Origin of the sequence: Frondihabitans sp. PAMC 28766 (assembly GCF_001577365.1) — a bacterium.
Lineage (GTDB): Bacteria > Actinomycetota > Actinomycetes > Actinomycetales > Microbacteriaceae > Frondihabitans.
Genome location: NZ_CP014513.1, coordinates 591,530 through 609,834, shown reverse-complemented (window position 1 = coordinate 609,834; position 18,305 = coordinate 591,530). Strand labels below are relative to the sequence as shown.

The window sequence follows — 18,305 nt, the reverse complement described above, 5'->3', positions numbered from 1 at the left end:
CAGTGCGACGGAAGGAACGGCAGCGGTCCTCGTCAGTGGATGCCCGTCCCATGCGTATGAATCGTTTCACTGTGAGCGGGCACTGCATACGTTATGGCTTGGCCGTGAATTTCGCAACGAAAGAGGACGCGTCCTCGAAAGGGCGCGTCCTCGTGATCCTGCTGTCGCGGGTGGTCTAGCGGGGTCTGTACTCGCCCGCCATCGGGCAGTCGAACGGCTGGCGCGCGGCTAGCCCGACCTTGTTGAGGTAGCTGATCACGTGGCCGAACGCGCCCCAGAGGCTGGTCTCGGTGTAGGGCACCTTCTGCTCGGCGCAGTGCTCGCGGACGAGCACGCGGGCCTTCCGCAGGTTGGGGCGGGCCATGTTGGGGAAGAGGTGGTGTTCGACCTGGTAGTCGAGGCCGCCCATCGCAAGGGTCATGACCCGGCCGCCGGTGACGTTGCGGCTGGTCAGCACCTGCTTCGACAGGAAGTCGACGCGGCTGTTCTCGGGGATGATCGGCATGCCGATGTGGTTCGGCGCGAACGCCGAGCCCATGTAGAGGCCGAAGATCGCGAACTGCACGCCGATGAAGGCGAACGCCATTCCGAGGGGGAGGAAGTAGAAGATCACGCCGAGGTAGATCGCGAAGCGGATCGAGATCATAGTGATCTCGTAGGCGCGTTTGTCGACCTTCTTCTTGCCGAAGATCGTCTTGTACGACGAGACGTGGAGGTTCACGCCTTCGAACAGAAGGATCGGGAAGAACGCGTAGCCCTGGCGCTGAGTGAACCAGCGCATCAGGCCGCGCTGCTTGACGGCGTCGGTCTCGAGGAAGGACACCGTGTCGAAGGCGATGTCGGTGTCGCGCCCGATGGTGTTGGGGTTGCCGTGGTGCTTGGTGTGCTTCGACATCCACCACGAGTAGCTCATGCCGACGGCGCCGACGGCGAGGAGGCGGCCGATGCGGTCGCTCAGGGCGCCGGAGGCGAACACCTGGCGGTGCGCGGTCTCGTGAGCCAGGAAGGCGTACTGCGTGAAGATCAGGCCGATGCCGGCGGCGATCAGCAGCTGGAACCAGCTGTCGCCGATGAGGAACGAGCCGGTCACGGCCGCGGCCAGGCAGGCGGTGACGATCACGAAGACGGTGATGTAGAAGCCGGTGCGGCGCTTCAGCAGCCCGGCCTCGCGGACGCGGGAGAGCAGCACGTTGTACGTGTTCGTCGGCTTCGACGTCTCGCCCGAGGTGGTGCCGCGGAAGCCCGCGGGCAGCTCGGCACTGTTGCGGACGCGTGGCGTCGAAGTGGAGGTGGTTCGTGAGGACCCGGGGACCAGGGGTGCGATGGAAAGGGGGACAGAGTCAATTGCAGACATGCGACTCTCCCTGGTGGGTTCGACTTCACAGCCGCCGGGATGAGCAGACGCTCTTGTTCAGATGACGTCAACGTAGAGCACGGCGCTGGGAAGCGGAAGAGAAAAACCCACCCCCGTTCGGGACTCTCAGCCTTCCGGCTCGCGCGCGCACGCGCGATCCTGCGAAGAGTCCCCTCGGGTTCGAGCGACCGCGGGCCAGGGCACAGGAAAGCCCGAGGTAAACTCGATCGTCCCTTACACCCCCGAGAGAAGAATCGTGACGGCAATTCAGCACGACGCGGCATCCGACGCGCGGTACTGGCCCGTCCCCGTCCTCCGGGCGATCCCCTTCCTGGTGCTCGGTATGGTCACGACGTTCGTGAACAACCACTCGGCCGCGGTCGGGCTGCCTGTCTTCGGCGCGACCACCGTCGCCGGTGGCATCCTCCTGGGCCTCGGCTCATACCGCTGGCTCGACGACCGGACGAGCCGCACGCTCTTCATCGTGCAGGGCGCAGTCGGTGTCGTCTTCGGCGCGCTCGCCCTGATCTTCCACGGCCTCGGTCTCACCACGCTCGTCGCACTCGTCACCGGCTGGGCCGTCATCGCCGGTGTCATCGAGCTCTTCGCAGGTCTGCGTCGCCGTCGACGCTCCGGGCTCGCGCGAGACTGGATGCTGCTCGGCGGCACCACGCTGGTGCTGGGCATCGTCTACCTCGTCGTGCCGACCGACTACGACAAGCCGTTCGGCGGCATCGAGCACGTTCCCGGCAGTCTCACCTCGTCCACGATCCTCGTGGGCATCGTCGGGGCCTACGGCGCCCTCGTCGGCGTGTTCCTCGTCATCCAGGGCCTCTCGCTCAAATGGCAGACGAACTCGCCTGAGGCCGCACTGGCCGCCTCGCCAGGCGACACCCCCATCGACGGAGCACACAGATCATGACCGACAACCCCACCAGGCACGAGCGGCTGAGGCCGATGGAGCTGCTCGGCATGGCCGGCGTGTTCGGCCTCTTCACGGGCCTGATCGTGCTGCTGTCGACACGTCAGCCGGTCCTGTCTGCGATCTTCCTCGGCATCGCGTTCATCGTCGGCCTCGTCGTTCTCGCCATGCTCTCGCTCGCCTCCAAGCCCAACTCCGTCGAGCGGGCCGAGGTCACCGACGCCAACGGCCGCGTCAAAGGACTGCTCGAAGACCCCGACGAGGGCGACCTACCGCCGCGCGACCTCCCCCGCGGCCACTAGACCCTCGCGTCGCTGAGCGGGGCGACCTGCGGCGTCGTCGTCGCCGGTGAGGGCTCCGCCATGAACCGGCTCCTCCGCCTTGCCTCTCACCGTGCTCAGCGACGCGTCGCCTGCCGGCGCAGCGAGCGCTACAGGTATTGGACGAGCGAGGCGGCAAGCCCCGTGTACGTGCCCGGCGTGAGCGCCACGAGCCGCGCCTTCGCCTCGTCGCCGATGTCGAGCCCCTCGACGAACGCGACAAGCTCGGCCTGGCCGACCCGGTGCCCGCGGGTCAACTCTTTGAGCATCGCGTAGGGGTCGCTGATGGACGAGCGCCCGGCGGTGATCTCGGCGCGGACGACGGTCTGGATCGCCTCGGCCAGCACCTCCCAGTTGCCGTCGAGATCAGCGGCCATGGCCGCGGAGTTGATCGAGATCTCGGCGAGGCCGCGCGCGATGTTGTCGAGAGCGAGCAGCGAGTGGCCGAAGGCGACGCCGATGTTGCGCTGCGCCGACGAGTCGGTGAGGTCGCGCTGCATTCGCGAGGTGACGAGCGTCTCGGCGAGCGACGCGAAGAGCGCCGACGAGATCTCGAGGTTGGCCTCGGCGTTCTCGAACCGGATCGGGTTGATCTTGTGGGGCATCGTCGACGACCCGGTGGCGCCTTTCACGGGGATCTGCGTGATGTAGCCCATCGAGATGTACGTCCAGATGTCGGTGGCGACGTTGTGGAGCACGCGGTTGGCGTGGGCGACGCGCGAGTACAGCTCGGCCTGCCAGTCGTGCGACTCGATCTGAGTGGTCAGCGGGTTCCAGGTGAGGCCGAGACCCTCGACGAAGGATCGCGAGACGGTGGGCCAGTCGAGATCGGGCGCCGCCGCGAGGTGGGCCGAGTACGTGCCGGTGGCCCCCGAGAACTTGCCGAGGAACTCCGATGTCGCGATCTGCGATCGGATGCGGCCGAGCCGATACGCGTAGACCGCGAACTCCTTGCCGACCGTGGTCGGCGTCGCCGGTTGCCCGTGCGTGTGCGACAGCATCGGCGTCGCCGCCTCGGAGGAGGCCAGGGAGGAGAAGAGCGCGACGACGCCGTCGAACCGCGGCAGCCACACCTCGAAGAGCGCCTGCTTGACGGTGAGCGCGTACGAGAGGTTGTTGATGTCTTCGCTCGTCGCCGCGAAGTGGGTCAGCTCGGCGACGCCGTCGAGGCCGAGCTCGGCGAGGCGGGCTCGCACGTAGTACTCGACGGCCTTCACGTCGTGGCGGGTGGTGGCCTCGAACACGGCGAGCTCGTCGATGTCCTTCTGTCCGAAGTCGGCGACCACGGCACGGAGCGCGGCCTTCTGCGCCTCGGTGAGCGGTGCGGATCCTGCGAAAGAGCGGTCGGTCTGATCGATGAGCCACTCGACCTCGACGTGTACGCGGGCCCGGTTGAGCCCGGCCTCGCTGAGGAAGGCAGTCAGCCCTTCGACCGCGGGGCGGTAGCGGCCGTCGAGGGGTGAGAGAGGCTGAGGGGGGAGAGGCGCAGAGGGGAGAGGCGCAGAGGGGAGAGGCGCAGTGGGGAGAGGTGCGTTGGGGAGAGGCGCAGCGGGGAGGCTCATTGGTGGGACCCTTGTCGTAGTGCTGGTTCGATCTGCCGGAAGAGCGCCGTCGAGGCGTGCTCGACCATGTCGAGGACGGCCTCGAACATGGCGGCATCGGAGTAATAGGGGTCGGGCACGTCGGTGCCGTCGCCGGCCCGTTTCGCCTGACCGTCGCGATCGAAGCTCAGCAGCAGCTGCACTTTCGACCGGTCGGTCTCGGTGGGCGCCACGCCTTGAGGATGCGCTCCTGGCCGCGATCGAAGGCCACCACGAGGTCGTGGTCACCGAAGTCCGCGGCCTCGAACTGCTTCGCCCGGTGCCTCGAACCATCGTACCCGCGGCGCGAGAGCGCCTCGATCGTGCGCGAGTCGGCATGCTCGCCCACGTGCCAGTCGCCGGTGCCGCGCGACCCCACGACGACCCGCCCCGCGAAGCCCGTCTCGGCGACCCGTGCGCGGAAGACCACTTCGGCCATCGGCGACCGGCAGATGTTGCCGGTGCAGACGAACACGATGCGGAAGAGCGGCGGAGCGGGTTGAGGCCCCAGCGCCGCGGTGTCGTCGAAGTCGTCGTCGGGGAACGCCATCTGCGGTCAGGCCCGAGCGCGCACGTTGCCGAAGAGCGGGCGCAGCACGATGCCGATGAGCCAGCCCAGGATCGCCAGTACCAGCGCCCCGACGATGCCCCAGCCGAGATTGTCGACGGTGAGCCCGAATCCGATCAGCCCCGAGATCCAGGCCACGACGATCAGCAGGATCCCGTTGATCACGAACGAGATCAGCCCGAGGGTCAGGATGTAAAGGGGGAAGGCGACGACTTTGATGACGGTGCCGACGATGCCGTTGACGATGCCGAAGATGAAGGCGACGAGAAGATAGGTCAGCACGGTCGGCACGATCGACCCGTCGCCGAACGATTTCACGTGGATACCGTGCACGATGTAGGTGGTGAACCAGAGGGCCACGGCGTTGATGACCAGCCTCACGAAGAAACGCATGCGCACCACTATGCCCACCGCGGGCGTCGCCCGGTAGCCCGTAGGCTTGAGATGTGTCCGCTCCTGTCCGCCTCCGCCCTGAGATCGCCGCACTTCCGCCCTACCGTCAGGGTCGTCAGGCCGATCCTTCCGCCTTCAAGCTGTCGTCGAACGAGAACCCCTTCGACCCGCTGCCCGCGGTGCTCGACGTGCTGCGGGACTCGCTGCAGGTCAACCGCTACCCCGACGCGGCGGCGGTCGAGCTGAGGCGCGTGCTGGCCGAGCGTTTCGGCGTGACCGCCGACGAGGTGCACGTGGGGGCCGGCTCCGTCGCGATCCTGTCGCAGCTGTTCCTGGCAGCCGCGAAGCCGGGCGACGAGGTCGTGTACTCGTGGCGGTCCTTCGAGGCGTACCCGGGTCTCGTCACCGTGACCGGTGCCGACAGCATCCAGGTGCCGAACCGGCCCGACGGCGGCCACGACCTCGACGCCATGGCTGCGTCGATCACCGAGCGCACGCGCATCGTGGTGGTCTGCTCGCCCAACAACCCGACCGGTGAGATCGTCACCACCCACGAGTTCGAGACCTTCATGGCGAAGGTCCCCGAGACCGTGCTCGTGCTGCTCGACGAGGCCTACGTCGAGTTCGTCACCGACCCCGACGCCGTCAACGGCGAGTCGCTGCTCGAGCGTCACCCCAACCTCGTCGTGCTGCGCACGTTCTCGAAGGCGTACGGCCTCGCGGGCCTCCGGGTCGGCTACGCGATCGGCCCGGCCTACGTGCTGGACGCCGCACGCTCGACGGCGATCCCGCTGTCGGTGACCGGCATCGGCCAGCAGGCCGCCATCGCGTCGCTCGAGCACGAAGACGAACTGCTCGAACGCGTCGGGCGCATCACCCGACTGCGCGACCGCGTCTGGCAGGCCCTGGCCGACCAGGGCTGGCAGCTGCCGCGCTCGCAGGCCAACTTCATCTGGCTGCCGACAGGCGACCAGACGGCTCACGCGGCCGAGGTCTTCGAGAAGGCGGGCATCATCGTGCGCGCATTCGCCCCGGAGGGTCTGCGCATCTCGATCGGCGAGACGGCTTCTGTCGACAAACTCCTAGGTGCCGCCCAGGAGGTTGTCCGCACCCTCTAGGGCACCGCGCGTACCCCGCCTATAGGCTCTTCCGCATGTCTTCGCATGAAAAGGTGCCCGACCAGCCGTTCAGCCCGGCCGCGCCGACCACCTGGTCCGCCCCGGGCCACGCTCCCCCTGCGGTCCGCATTCTCGACCCCGACGGTGTCGTCCAGCCGAGCGACGCCGCCGACGAGCTGATGCCCCTCATCGACGCCCTCGACGACGACGCCCTTCGTCGTCTCCACCGTGACATGGTCGTCACGAGACGTTTCGACGACGAGGCCGGCAACCTCCAGCGCCAGGGCCAGCTCGCCCTCTGGGTTCCGAGCCACGGGCAGGAGGCCGCTCAGGTCGGCTCCGCCCACGCCCTCCGCCCGAACGACCACATCTTCCCCTCCTACCGCGAGCACGCGGTCGGCATCGCCCGGGGCATCGACCCCGTCGACGTGATCCGCCTCCTGCGCGGCACGACGCACGGCGGCTGGGACCCGGCAGAGCACCAGAACTTCCACCTCTACACCCTGGTGATCGGCTCGCAGACCCTGCACGCGACCGGCTACGCCATGGGCATGGTGCTCGACGGCGAACAGGCCACGGGCGACTCCGAGCAGGATCGCGCGGTCATCACCTACTTCGGCGACGGCGCCACCAGCCAAGGCGACGTCAGTGAGGCGCTCGTCTTCGCAGCGAGCTTCCAGACCCCGCAGGTGTTCTTCCTCCAGAACAACCACTGGGCGATCTCTGTGCCCGTCACGACGCAGTCGCGTACCCCGCTCTATCTGCGCGGCGAGGGCTTCGGCATCCCGTCGACGCAGATCGACGGCAACGACGTGCTCGCGAGCTACGCGGTCTCGAAGCGCGACCTCGACGCGGCGCGATCCGGCGGCGGCCCGCGCTTCATCGAGGCTCTGACCTACCGGATCGGCGCGCACACGACGTCCGACGATCCCACCAAGTACCGCACCGACGACGAGCTGCAGTCGTGGATCGCACGCGACCCGATCGTCCGGTTCGAGAAGTATCTCCGCTCGCGCGGCGAGAGCGACGCCTTCTTCGCCGAGCTCGACGACGAGGCCTGCGACCTGGCCGAAGACGTCCGCAAGCGCACCCTGGCTCTCGAGAAGCCGTCGGCCGACCTCATGTTCGACCATGTCTACTCCGAGCCCCACCCGCGCATCGACGAGCAGAAGCAGTGGTTCGCCGACTACGAGGCCTCGTTCGGAGGGCACGCATGACCGACATCATCGAGACACCCCTGGTCGAGGCGGAAGCGCCCGGCACTGAGATCCTGCCGCTCGGTCGCGCGATCAACGCGGGCCTGCGCCAGGCGATGCTCGACGACCCGCGAGTGCTGCTCATGGGCGAGGACATCGGCACGCTCGGGGGCGTCTTCCGCGTCACCGAGGGGCTGCAGACCGAGTTCGGTCGCCGCCGCGTGATCGACACGCCCCTGGCCGAGTCGGGCATCGTCGGCACCGCGATCGGCCTGGCCATGCACGGCTTCCGGCCCGTCTGCGAGATCCAGTTCGACGGCTTCATCTTCCCCGGCTTCGACCAGATCACGTCGCAGCTGGCCAAGCTGCAGAACCGGCACGAGGGCCGGCAGGCGATGCCCGTCGTGATCCGGGTGCCCTACGGCGGTCACATCGGCGCCGTCGAGCACCACCAGGAGAGCCCCGAGGCCTACTTCGCGCACACCGCCGGTCTCCGGTCGGTGAGCCCGTCGACCCCGCACGACGCCTATTGGATGATCCAGGAGGCGATCCGGTCGGACGACCCGGTGATGTTCTTCGAGCCGAAGAGCCGGTACTGGCCGAAGGGCCCCGTCGACTTCCGCGCTGCCGGCGTGCCGCTGCACGCGAGCCGCGTGGTGCGTCTCGGCACCGAGGTCACCGTGCTCGGCCACGGGGCGATGGTCGGCGTGCTGCTGCAGGCTGCCGAGATCGCCGCCGACGAGGGCATCTCGATCGAGGTCGTCGACCTCCGCTCGCTCTCGCCGGTCGACTACGGCCCGATCCTCGAATCCGTCCGCAAGACCGGCCGTCTCGTGGTGGCGCAAGAGGCACCAGGATCCGTGTCGGTCGGCTCCGAGATCGCCGCCACCGTCGCCGAGAAGGCCTTCTACTCGCTCGAAGCCCCCGTGCTGCGAGTCTCGGCCTTCGACACCCCCTTCCCCCAGCCAAGCTGGAGTCCGACTACCTGCCCGACGCGGACCGCGTGCTCGAGGCCGTCGACCGCGCGCTCGCCTACTAGCCCCGGCCCGAGGAGCACCCATGACCACCGTCACACCCGTCGCCGACAGCGTCTTCCACCTCCCCGATGTCGGAGAGGGCCTCACCGAGGCCGAGATCGTCGAGTGGAAGGTCGCGCCCGGCGACACCATCGTGCTGAACCAGGTGATCGTCGAGATCGAGACCGCCAAGTCGCTCGTCGAGCTGCCGTCGCCGTTCGCCGGCGTGGTCGGCGAGATCCTGGTCGAGGTCGGCCAGACCGTCGACGTCGGCGCGGCCATCATCACCGTCTCGTGCGGCGAGGTGCCGCGCACCCCAGCCGACGACGTCCTCGAGGCCGAAGACCCGGCTTCGTCCACGGCCCTCCTCGAAGACGAAGAGTCCGGCGCCGTGCTCGTCGGCTACGGGATCACGGGCGCCCACCTCGCCACGCGTCGCCGTCGCGTCTCGAAGGGCGAAGCCGACGCCCGAGTGCAGCGCGTCGCCGAAGAGAAACGCCGCCGCCCGGCCAGCGTGCCGGCCGCCTCCGCGCAGCCCGTCGTCGTGAAGCCGCCGATCCGCAAGCTCGCCAAAGACCTCGGCGTCGACCTCGCCGTCGTCGAGCCGACCGGCCTCGCCGGCGAGACCACCCGGGACGACGTGATCCGGCACGCTCGCCAGGCGAGCGTCTTCCACAACATCGAGACACCCGAGTGGGGCGATGAGCGGATCGAGCGCATCCCGGTCAAGGGCGTGCGAAAGGCGATCGCCACGGCAATGGTGTCGAGCGCCTTCACGGCCCCGCACGTCAGCCTCTTCGTCGACGTCGACGCCACCCGCACGATGGAGTTCGTCGCGCGGCTGAAGAGCTCTGCGCAGTTCGCCGGGGTCAAGGTGTCGCCGCTCCTCATCATGGCGAAGGCCGTGATCTGGGCCGTGCGTCGCAACCCCACCGTCAATTCGGAGTGGACCGACGAGGAGATCCTGGTCAGGCACTTCGTCAACCTCGGCATCGCCGCTGCAACGCCCCGCGGGCTCATCGTGCCGAACCTCAAGGAGGCCCAGTCGATGAGCCTCCTCGAGCTGGCTCAGGCGCTCGAGCAGCTGACGCTCACCGCCCGCGACGGCAAGACCCAGCCCGCCGACACCGCCTCGGGCACGATCACGATCACCAACATCGGCGTCTTCGGCATGGACACCGGCACGCCGATCCTCAACGACGGCGAGGTCGCCATCGTGGCGCTCGGCACCATCAAGCAGAAGGCCTGGGTCGTCGACGGCGAGGTGCGCCCGCGCATGGTCACCACCATCGGTGCCTCGTTCGACCACCGGGTCGTCGACGGCGACGTCGCCTCGCGCTTCGTCGCCGACATCGCGAGTGTCATGGAAGAGCCGGCGCTGCTGCTCGACTAAGCCGTCTCTCTCACTTCACCACGGCCCGTGGCGACCTAAGAGGCACGGCCTGGCCCCCGCCGCCTGTCACGCGTCGCTGCGCGTGATCCGGAGCGTGGCGGCGATCGCACCGACGGCGAGCCAGACGACCAGGACGGCTGCGCCGCCCAGCCACATGGTCCCGTCGGTCGCCAAGGCGAGCCCACCGCCGGCCTCGGACATGGTGAAGTCGGTCGCCCACAGATCGGAGCCGATCTTCACGCCGCCGACGAGGCCGGGCAGCAGCACCGTGAGGCCGAGGATCCCCGCCACGCTGCCGGCCGCACTGCGCACGACCAGCGAGAAGAAAACAGCGAACGCCCCGCTGGCTGCACCGAAGACGGCGCAGCCGAGCAGCGCGACCGCCGCGGCGGCGGACACGCCAACGCCCGTGACGACGAGACCCAGCACGGCGCACACCACCGATAGGATCGCGCCCACAGCGGCCATCACGCCTGCCTTCGCGGCCACGAACACGAGCCGGTTGGGCACCGCCATCAGGCTCGGCTGGACGGTCCTGGTCGCGTATTCCGACGACCCGGCGATCGCCCCGATCACGGCGATGACCGCCGAGCTGAAGACGCCCGAGCCGAGCGCCGCGGAGGACAGGCCGGGGTGATCGCCTGCCTGCACGACGGCGCCCACGACACCGGTCACCACGGCGACGAGGAAGGCGAGGCGGACGCTGCGAAGACTCGTCAGCTTGAGCAGCTCGGACCGTACGATGCCCCTGTGGCTCGGTCGGGGCGCTGGCTGAAGCGGGGTGAGGCTGATGGTTCTCATTGGGAGGTCCATTCGGTCGGGGTGCGATATTCGACGGAGTCGTGGGTGAGGTCGAAGAAGGCCTCTTCGAGGGTTGTCTCGACGGCAGCGATCTCGAAGATCGCTGCCCGCGTCTCGAGGGCGATGGCCGCGATCTGCTGGGGCGTGGGGCCCCCGACGAGAGCCGTCTCGGGCTCGGGTCGAGTCACCGAGGCGCCAAGCGCCTGAAGCGCCGGCACCAGCCGGTCGAGGTCGGTGCTGCGTACGCGAGTGGTGGCCGCCTTCGAGCCGTGAACGATCTCGTCGAGGCTCGCGTCTTTTACGATCCTGCCCTTGCCGAGCACGATCACGCGGTCGGCCGTCTGCGCCATCTCTGCCATCAGGTGGCTCGACAGCAGCACCGTCCGGCCTTCGCCGGCGAGGTGCCGAAGGAGGTCGCGGATCCAGGTCACGCCCTCCGGATCGAGGCCGTTCACCGGCTCGTCGAGCACGAGCACCTTCGGGTCGGCGAGGAGTGCGGCTGCGATGCCCACGCGCTGGCCCATGCCGAGAGAGAAGCCGCCGACACGCTTCCTCGCGACGCGGGTCAGCCCGGCGAAGTCGAGCACCTCGTCGACCCGGCGGTCAGTGATGCCATGGGTGCGAGCCAGGATGCGGAGGTGATCGCGCGCCGACCGCTGCGGGTGCACGGCCTTTGCATCGAGAAGAGCCGAGACCTCGTGCAGTGGCGCCGCATGCTCGCGGTACTCACGGCCGTCCACCGTTATCCGGCCCGACGTCGGCTTGTCGAGCCCGACGAGCATCCGCATCGTCGTCGACTTGCCGGCGCCGTTCGGGCCGAGGAACCCGGTGACGATACCCGGCTCCGCGCGGAACGAGATCGAGTCGACGGCCACGGTCGACGCGTAGGACTTGGTCAGATTGGTGGCTTCGATCATGAATCGAACGTATGTCGCCACGATATGTCACACAGCATGCCATGGTTCTGACCGATTGGTACCTCAGTACGCCTATCCATCCAGACGGCTGCGCCGGACGCCACGACGAACCGCGGGTAGGTCGTAGGTCGTTGCCCACGACGCCGGCGGCCGTGGGCGTGAGGACGTGCACGAGCGGCTAGGCCGTGTCTCTCACTTCACCACGGCCCGTGGCCAATTGAGAGACACAGCTAGACGAGCCCCTCCTGGTACGCGTGGATGACGGCCTGAACCCGGTCGCGAAGCTCGAGCTTGGCCAGCACGCGGCCGACGTGCGTCTTGACCGTCGACTCGGACAGGAACAGCTCAGCGGCGATCTCGGTGTTGGAGAGGCCCCGCCCGATGGCGACGAGCACCTCGTGCTCGCGCTCGGACAGTGGTGACGCGGCGGGCTCGACGGCCACCCGATCGGGCATCTTGCCGCGATACATCTCGAGCATCCGCTGCGTGATGCGCGGCGACACGATCGCCTCTCCGCCGGCGACGGTGCGAATGGCCTGGATCAGGTCGGCGGCGGGCGCGTCCTTCAGCAGGAAGCCGCTGGCGCCCGCGTTGAGCCCGCCGAAGGCGTACTCGTCGAGGTCGAAGGTGGTCAGAATGATGACGCGCGTTTCGGGCCGAGCCGCCACGATGCGCCGGGTCGCCTCGATGCCGTCGAGCCCGGGCATCCGGACGTCCATGAGCACGACGTCGGGTCGGAGCTCTGCTGCTCGTGTCACGGCGGCCTCGCCGTTGGTCGCCTCGCCGACCACGCGGATCCCATCCGCTGAGCCCAGCACCATGGCCATCCCGGCCCGGAGCAGGTCTTGATCGTCGACCAGCAGCAGGGTGATGTCGGTCATCGGTGGTCCTCTCGCGCAGGGGGCAGGATGACGCGGACTCGCCACCCGCCACCATCCTGCCCGGTCGTCGGATCGATGCGCGGGCCGGCCTCGACCGTGCCGCCGAAGACGGCGGCACGTTCGCGCAGCCCGACGAGACCTCGCCCCGTGCCGACGGACGCCATTGGCCCGAGGTTGAGGCCGTCGTCGGTCACTTCGATCGCGACACCCCGGGTGTAGTCCAGCTGCACCAGCACGCGATTCGGTTCGCGCGAATAGCGCAGGGCGTTCGTCAGCGACTCCTGCACGGCTCGGTAGACAGCGACCTGGACACCCGCATCGGTCGGCGGTGTGCCGCTCTGCTGGACGGCGACGGGCAGACCCGTGGCGCGATACGTCTCGACGAGGTGGTCGAGCTCCGCCAAAGTGGGCTGCGGCCCGAGCTCGGGGCTGTCGTCGCCCTCGCCGTCACGAAGGACGCCGAGGAGGCGGCGCATGTCGCGGAGGGACTCGCGGCCGACCTCGCCGATCTGCCGGACTGCTTCGCGGGAGCGCGCAGGATCCGACTCGGCCACCGCTTCGGCCCCGTCCGAGAGCCGAACCACGACCGAGAGGCTGTGGGCGACGACGTCGTGCATCTCGCGAGCGATCCGGGCGCGTTCTGCCGCCGTGGCGAGCAGCCCCTGCTGGTCGCGTTCGCGAGCGAGCTGCGCTGCTCTGCCGATCAGGGCCTGGAGGTAGCGGCGACGGTTGCCGATGTTCGAGCCGAAGAGCAGCACGATGACGAGGCCGACCAGGAAGACGGAGTTCGCGTCGGGGAAGTGCCCGCTGATCCCGGCACCGAGCCACATGCCGCCGTAGGCGAGAGCAGAGCCGATCCAGGCGTAGAGAGGCCTGCTGTAGACCGCGACGGCGTAGACCCCCAGCAACGTCGTGGCGACGAGCGAGGTGCCGGCCACAGCCGCCAGCACGGCCCCGAGGACGATCTGGACACCGAGAGTGGCGAGTGGCCGCGTCCGCCGGAAGACGAGGACGGCGGCCGACAGCACGGCCAGGATCAGCCAGCCGTGATCGAGCCAGTCGGCCCCTTGCAGCCCGAGCCCCGTGTCGATGCTCTCGGGGTAGACGAGGATCAGACCGGCGATGGCGATCAGGACGTCGGCGAATCGTGCGTGCCGCATCCAGTAGCGGCGCACCACACCCGGAGGGCGGGGCAGCAGGAGGTCGTCTTCGCTCGGAGCGCGATTGGACGCCGTCGACGAGGACATGACCTCACTGTACGTGAGCCTCCACCGCGATCGCCCGAGGCCCCCGACCACGCGCAGCGCGGCGGTCGAGGGCCTCGGGTGAAGGGACACGGGTCAGGCGTCGCGCTTCGTGAGCAGCACGACTGAGGCGAGCGCAGGAATGACGATCCAGACGGCGGCGACGATCCAGCACGTCGCCAGGTCTTGGACGCCGTCCTGCCAGAAGCTGCCGGTGATGTTCTGCGCCGCCCCGCCGAGGATGAAGGTGCCGAGGGTGACGTCGCCGAATTTGACGAGCTGCGCAATGATCGGCAGGACGAAGAAGACCCCCGCCACAACTGCGATACCGGCCGCCGAGCTTCGGACGACACTCGCGATCGTCGTCGAGAACAGCGCGACGATCAGCACGTAGAGAGCCGAGCCGGCCATGGCGCCGATGACCTTCGGGTCGCTGAGAGGTGCGTGCAGCTCCTGGCTGTCGAACATGGCCGCAGCGACGACGTAGCTCAGCAGGGACGAGAGGGCTGACAGCACGAGACTCACGACACCGGCCGTGATCATCTTCGCTGCGAGCACGGGCAGACGTCTGGGCGTCGCGAGCAGTGTCGACTGGATCATGTTCGTGGCGTACTCGTTCGAGACGATCAGCACAGCGAAGACGCCGATGACGAGCTGAGCGAAGCTGACCGACGAGGCGATCACCGACGCGTAGACGACTCCGGCTGATGCCGTGGCCCCGATGTCGCCCCAGGTGCCGGCGATCAGAGCGGCGAACCCGACCGAGATCAGGACCATGATCGCTGCGATGACGAAGGTCGAGCGGAGCGTGAACAGCTTCGTGAATTCGGCGGCGACGACGTTGCCGAACGACCAGCGGGGCGTCTCGGCCGGGCCGGCCGAGCGGCGGCCCGAGGTGAGGGTGGCGGTGGTCATCGGTTCGTCTCCCGGGAGGCTTCGTGGTTCGAGGTGCGGTACTCGACCGCGTCGTGGGTGAGGGCGAAGAAGGCGTCTTCGAGCGAGGTCTGCACGGCCGCGATCTCGAAGAGGACCACGCCGTGGGCAGCGGCCGTCTGCGCGACCTGCTCGGTCGTCGATCCTGCGATCTCGGCGGTGTCGGCGGCGGTGCGGGTGAGGGAAGCGCCCAGCGGGGTGAGCACCTGGCCGAGCCGGTCGAGGTCGGTGCTTCGCACGCGGATGGTCTCGGTGCCGGAGCCCGCGATGATGTCGTCCATCGTGGCGTCGGCGATCACCCGGCCCCTGCCGAGCACGATGACGCGGTCGGCCGTCTTGGCCATCTCGTCCATGAGGTGGCTGGAGAGCAGCACGGCGCGGCCCTCGGCGGCGAGCGAGCGGCAGAGCGAACGCACCCACTGCACGCCCTCGGGGTCGAGGCCGTTGACGGGCTCGTCGAGGATGACGGTCTGCGGGTCGCCGAGAAGCACGCTGGCGATGCCGACGCGCTGGCCCATGCCGAGCGAGAATTTGCCGACGCGTTTGCCGGCGACGGCCTCGAGCCCGGTCATGCCGATGACCTCGTCGACGCGACGGTTCGAGATGCCGTGCGTGCGGGCGATGCAGCGGAGGTGGTTGCGGGCTGTGCGGGCCGGGTGAGCCGCTTTCGCGTCGAGCAGGATGCCGACCTCGTGCAGCGGCGCCGCGTGGTCGGCGTAGGCGCTGCCGTTGACGGTCACGCGACCCGCGGTGGGGCGGTCGAGGCCGACGATCATGCGCATGGTCGTGGACTTGCCGGAGCCGTTCGGCCCCAGGAAGCCGGTGACGTAGCCGGGTTCGACGGTGAAGGAGATGCCGTCGACCGCGGTCTTGTCACCGTAGGTCTTGGTGAGGGAGGTTGCTTGGATCATGAGGTCAAGCGTACGTCGATATGAAATATCATACAATGATACCGAGGTACCGTCACGAGGCCTTCGGGTACGTCTTCGCGTCGGCGGCCTGCCAGCCGTAGACGGTGTCGCCCTTCTGCACGACGTACGACTGGTCGCTCGTGCAGTACGAGGCGCCCGTCGACAGGTCGGAGGGGAGCCAGTCGACCTCGAGGACAGGCTTCGGAGTCTTCGCCACGGGCGAGCACTTGCCGGCGGCGAGGATTGTCGGAGTCAGGCCCGACTTCGTGATGAACCGGATGTCCCAGCCCGGCTTCTCCGTCGTGACGAACTTCATTTCGATGCTCGTGGCGTCGTCGGGCATCCACTCCCGCTGGCGCGTCGTGAAAGGCGGCGTGGTGCTCTGCGCCCGGAACGACTCGAGGGCCGGGATGTCGTCGAACGTATAGGTCTTCTCGTGCGTGAGGACCTCGTCGATGAGGTCGCGCTGCGAGAAGGCGCCGACTCCGGCGCCGGCGACGGCGACGGCGGCGAGAGCGGCCAGGGTGATGGCGAGGGGCTTCTTCATGATGGTGATGCCTTTCGAGGTGAAGGGTGGGTCAGTCGACGCGGAGAGCTGCGACCGGGGTGACGCGCGTGGCTCGGCGACTGGGAGCGAGTGAGGCGCCGGCCGCCAGGACGAGCGCGGCCAGCACGAGAACGACGACGAGCGGAATCGGGATCGAAGGCAGCACCAGCGTCTTGCTGACGGAGCCCAGCATCGACTGCGCCCCGCACCAGCCGTAGACGGTGCCGAGCACGAGGCCGGTCACGAGCGAGGTGATCGCCATCTGCGCGGACTCGGCCAGGATCATGCGGCGCACCTGGCTCCTTGTGAAGCCGAGCGCTCGCAGCATGCCGATCTCGCGGCTCCGCTGGTGCACGCTGAGCGACAGGTTGTTGACCATGCCGACGGCGGCGATGATGGCCGCGAAACCGGTCAGGCAGGTGAAGACGGTGATGATGACACCGAAGCCTCCGTCGCCCTCTCCCTGGTGCATGGCCTGAAGGGTCTGTTGAAGAGTCGTCAAGGCGACGGCGAACGTGATGACGAGCGTCACCCCGACCACCATGCCAATGGTGGATCGAGCGCTGCGATCGGGATGCCGCGAGGCGTTCGCAGCGGCCAGGCGCGCCGGAGCGCTCGTGCCGAAGGCCCGGCCGACGAGTCGGAGGCACAGGGGCATCACGACATCGGCGCCGGCGACGACACCCGAGAACGACAACATCCCGCCGAGCAGCCCCAGCAGCACGCCGCTGGCGCTGACGAGCCCCACCAGGAGCCCGAGCCCGAGCAGGAGGCCGCCGGCGATGACGAGAACGAGTGCGACGATGTGCCGCCCGCGGCGCGAGGCCGCTTCGGCCGAGGATGCCTCCTGGGCCGACGAGCTCGCGGCCATCGGGCTCACTACCAGCACGCTGCGCGAGCCGACTCGGCCGGCCAGGACGGTGGCCGCGACGACGGCGACGACGGGAAAGAGCATGGACGCCGAGAGATACCGGTAAGAGAACTCCGGTGCCTCGTCAAGGGCGACGAGCACCCGGGCGAAGCCGATCTCGAGACCGAGTCCGACGACCGCGCCGAGAAGGCTGCCGACGACGCCGACGCGGAGGCTCTCAGCGACGACGGCGCGACGCTGCGACCGGGCCGTGGAACCCAGCAGGCGCATCAGCGCGATCGTCTTCGTGCGCCCGGCGATCACGGTCGAGAACGTGTTCGCGGTCACGATCGCTCCGACGTAGATCGAGAGCGCGAGGAAGACGATGGCCACCATCTGCAGGATGAGGCTGCCCTGATCGGATTGCGCCAGCCCGGGATCCTGGGCTCTCGTGACCTGGTCGACCAGGGAGACCACACCGAGCAGGGCGACGCCGAAGGCCGAGCCGAGAGCGGTGACGACGATCGTGGTGCGATGGTCGCGCGAGACGACGGCGGTCACGAGGCCACCTCCATGGCGAGCATGATGCGCGAGATGTCTTCGGGCGTCGAGCGACCGAGCTCGTTCACCACGCGGCCGTCGGCCAGGATGACGACGCGGTCGGCGAAGCTCGCTGCCACGGGGTCGTGCGTCACCATCGCGATGCTCTGGCCGTACTCGCGCGAGGCGGTCGACAGGAGCGTCAGGACTTCTCGCCCCGTGCGGGAGTCGAGGTTGCCGGTGGGCTCGTCTGCGAAGATCAGTTCAGGGCGCGAGGCGAGCGCACGCGCGATGGCCACGCGCTGCTGTTGCCCGCCGCTGAGCTCGTGCGGGCGGTGCTTCACGCGATCCTGCAGCCCCAGCGCCTGGACGAGGTGGTCGATCCACGCCTGTTCGTCGCGAGTCGGCTTGCGGCCGTCGAGATCGAAGGGAAGCAGGATGTTGGAGCGCACGTCGAGCGTCGGCACGAGGTTGAACGCTTGGAAGACGAAGCCGACCCGGCGGCGGCGGAGCAGGGTGAGCTCGTCGTCGCCGAGGCCGGTGATGTCGGTTTGGCCGAGGTGGACGGTGCCGGAGGTCGGCGAGTCGAGGCCGGCGAGGATGTGCATCAGGGTGGACTTGCCCGAGCCCGACGGGCCCATGACGGCCGTGAACTCAGCGGTGCGGAAGCCGACTGTGACGTCGGAGAGGGCGTGGACGGCGCTGTCGCCTGATCCGTAGGACTTGCCGAGACTGTCGGCGCGGGCGATGAAGGCGGGAGAGGTCATGCCGACAAGGCTAGGCAAGTCCATATATCACACCGTCATTCTCTTGATGTCTTC

Annotated in this window: 17 protein-coding genes and 2 pseudogenes; 6 read left to right on the top strand and 13 right to left on the bottom strand. The window is 68.6% G+C overall.

Features of this window, described 5'->3' with window-relative positions:
• Window positions 1-175: 175 nt before the first annotated feature.
• Window positions 176-1,354 (bottom strand): acyl-CoA desaturase, encoded by a 1,179-nt coding sequence (locus tag AX769_RS02965; protein ID WP_082763443.1) that lies wholly within the window; start codon window positions 1,352-1,354, stop codon window positions 176-178.
• Window positions 1,355-1,610: 256 nt separating this feature from the next.
• Here AX769_RS02965 and AX769_RS02960 point away from each other — a divergent pair, with 256 nt between their 5' ends.
• Window positions 1,611-2,276 carry a DUF308 domain-containing protein gene (locus AX769_RS02960; protein WP_066275789.1) on the top strand — a complete coding sequence of 222 codons (666 nt, stop codon included), beginning with the start codon at window positions 1,611-1,613 and terminating at the stop codon, window positions 2,274-2,276.
• Window positions 2,273-2,578: a hypothetical protein gene (locus tag AX769_RS24995; RefSeq protein WP_082763442.1), complete on the top strand. Its 306-nt coding sequence runs from the start codon at window positions 2,273-2,275 to the stop codon at window positions 2,576-2,578. Before AX769_RS02960 ends, AX769_RS24995 begins: the two co-directional genes overlap by 4 nt.
• 128 nt (window positions 2,579-2,706) lie before the next feature.
• Here AX769_RS24995 and purB read toward each other — a convergent pair whose 3' ends face one another.
• The 3 genes and pseudogenes from purB to AX769_RS02940 all read right to left on the bottom strand — a co-directional run bounded on the left by purB (window position 2,707) and on the right by AX769_RS02940 (window position 5,137).
• The gene (purB, locus tag AX769_RS02950; RefSeq protein WP_082763441.1) at window positions 2,707-4,158 is read right to left on the bottom strand and encodes an adenylosuccinate lyase; all 1,452 of its coding nucleotides are present in this window, start codon (window positions 4,156-4,158) and stop codon (window positions 2,707-2,709) included.
• A pseudogene (locus AX769_RS02945) lies at window positions 4,155-4,615 on the bottom strand (low molecular weight protein-tyrosine-phosphatase). The gene purB and the pseudogene AX769_RS02945 overlap by 4 nt, the downstream one beginning before the upstream one ends.
• Before the next feature lie 117 nt (window positions 4,616-4,732).
• Window positions 4,733-5,137 (bottom strand): phage holin family protein, encoded by a 405-nt coding sequence (locus tag AX769_RS02940; protein WP_066275786.1) that lies wholly within the window; start codon window positions 5,135-5,137, stop codon window positions 4,733-4,735.
• A 53-nt stretch (window positions 5,138-5,190) separates the two neighbouring features.
• Between AX769_RS02940 and hisC the strand changes: the two genes are divergently transcribed.
• From hisC to AX769_RS02915, 4 genes and pseudogenes are all read left to right on the top strand, one after another.
• The gene (gene hisC, locus AX769_RS02935; RefSeq protein ID WP_066275784.1) at window positions 5,191-6,255 is read left to right on the top strand and encodes a histidinol-phosphate transaminase; all 1,065 of its coding nucleotides are present in this window, start codon (window positions 5,191-5,193) and stop codon (window positions 6,253-6,255) included.
• 35 nt (window positions 6,256-6,290) lie between these two features.
• The gene (gene pdhA, locus AX769_RS02930; RefSeq protein WP_082763440.1) at window positions 6,291-7,472 is read left to right on the top strand and encodes a pyruvate dehydrogenase (acetyl-transferring) E1 component subunit alpha; all 1,182 of its coding nucleotides are present in this window, start codon (window positions 6,291-6,293) and stop codon (window positions 7,470-7,472) included.
• A 95-nt stretch (window positions 7,473-7,567) separates the two neighbouring features.
• Window positions 7,568-8,490 (top strand): annotated as a pseudogene (locus tag AX769_RS22820) (alpha-ketoacid dehydrogenase subunit beta).
• Window positions 8,491-8,510: 20 nt separating this feature from the next.
• Window positions 8,511-9,860 carry a dihydrolipoamide acetyltransferase family protein gene (locus AX769_RS02915; protein ID WP_066275779.1) on the top strand — a complete coding sequence of 450 codons (1,350 nt, stop codon included), beginning with the start codon at window positions 8,511-8,513 and terminating at the stop codon, window positions 9,858-9,860.
• 66 nt (window positions 9,861-9,926) lie between these two features.
• On the opposite strand, the gene AX769_RS02910 is transcribed toward AX769_RS02915, so the two are convergent.
• From AX769_RS02910 to AX769_RS02870, 9 genes are all read right to left on the bottom strand, one after another.
• On the bottom strand, window positions 9,927-10,661 hold the full coding sequence (locus tag AX769_RS02910) for an ABC transporter permease (RefSeq protein ID WP_066275777.1): 735 nt from the start codon (window positions 10,659-10,661) through the stop codon (window positions 9,927-9,929).
• Window positions 10,658-11,578 (bottom strand): ABC transporter ATP-binding protein, encoded by a 921-nt coding sequence (locus AX769_RS02905; protein WP_066275774.1) that lies wholly within the window; start codon window positions 11,576-11,578, stop codon window positions 10,658-10,660. The genes AX769_RS02910 and AX769_RS02905 overlap by 4 nt, the downstream gene beginning before the upstream one ends.
• A gap of 230 nt (window positions 11,579-11,808) precedes the next feature.
• Window positions 11,809-12,459 carry a response regulator transcription factor gene (locus AX769_RS02900; protein ID WP_066275771.1) on the bottom strand — a complete coding sequence of 217 codons (651 nt, stop codon included), beginning with the start codon at window positions 12,457-12,459 and terminating at the stop codon, window positions 11,809-11,811.
• Window positions 12,456-13,706 carry a sensor histidine kinase gene (locus tag AX769_RS02895; RefSeq protein WP_157887412.1) on the bottom strand — a complete coding sequence of 417 codons (1,251 nt, stop codon included), beginning with the start codon at window positions 13,704-13,706 and terminating at the stop codon, window positions 12,456-12,458. Before AX769_RS02895 ends, AX769_RS02900 begins: the two co-directional genes overlap by 4 nt.
• Window positions 13,707-13,799: 93 nt before the next feature.
• Entirely contained in the window at window positions 13,800-14,618 is an 819-nt protein-coding gene (locus AX769_RS02890; RefSeq protein ID WP_066275762.1) for an ABC transporter permease, read from the bottom strand.
• Window positions 14,615-15,547 carry an ABC transporter ATP-binding protein gene (locus AX769_RS02885; protein ID WP_066275759.1) on the bottom strand — a complete coding sequence of 311 codons (933 nt, stop codon included), beginning with the start codon at window positions 15,545-15,547 and terminating at the stop codon, window positions 14,615-14,617. Before AX769_RS02885 ends, AX769_RS02890 begins: the two co-directional genes overlap by 4 nt.
• 52 nt (window positions 15,548-15,599) lie before the next feature.
• A complete protein-coding gene (locus AX769_RS02880) occupies window positions 15,600-16,094 on the bottom strand; it encodes a hypothetical protein (protein ID WP_066275757.1) in 495 nt (164 codons plus the stop codon).
• 31 nt (window positions 16,095-16,125) lie between these two features.
• The gene (locus AX769_RS02875) at window positions 16,126-17,505 is read right to left on the bottom strand and encodes an ABC transporter permease (RefSeq protein ID WP_066275754.1); all 1,380 of its coding nucleotides are present in this window, start codon (window positions 17,503-17,505) and stop codon (window positions 16,126-16,128) included.
• Complete coding sequence (locus tag AX769_RS02870) at window positions 17,502-18,251, bottom strand: ABC transporter ATP-binding protein (protein WP_066275747.1); 750 nt, start codon at window positions 18,249-18,251, stop codon at window positions 17,502-17,504. Before AX769_RS02870 ends, AX769_RS02875 begins: the two co-directional genes overlap by 4 nt.
• Window positions 18,252-18,305: the final 54 nt, after the last annotated feature.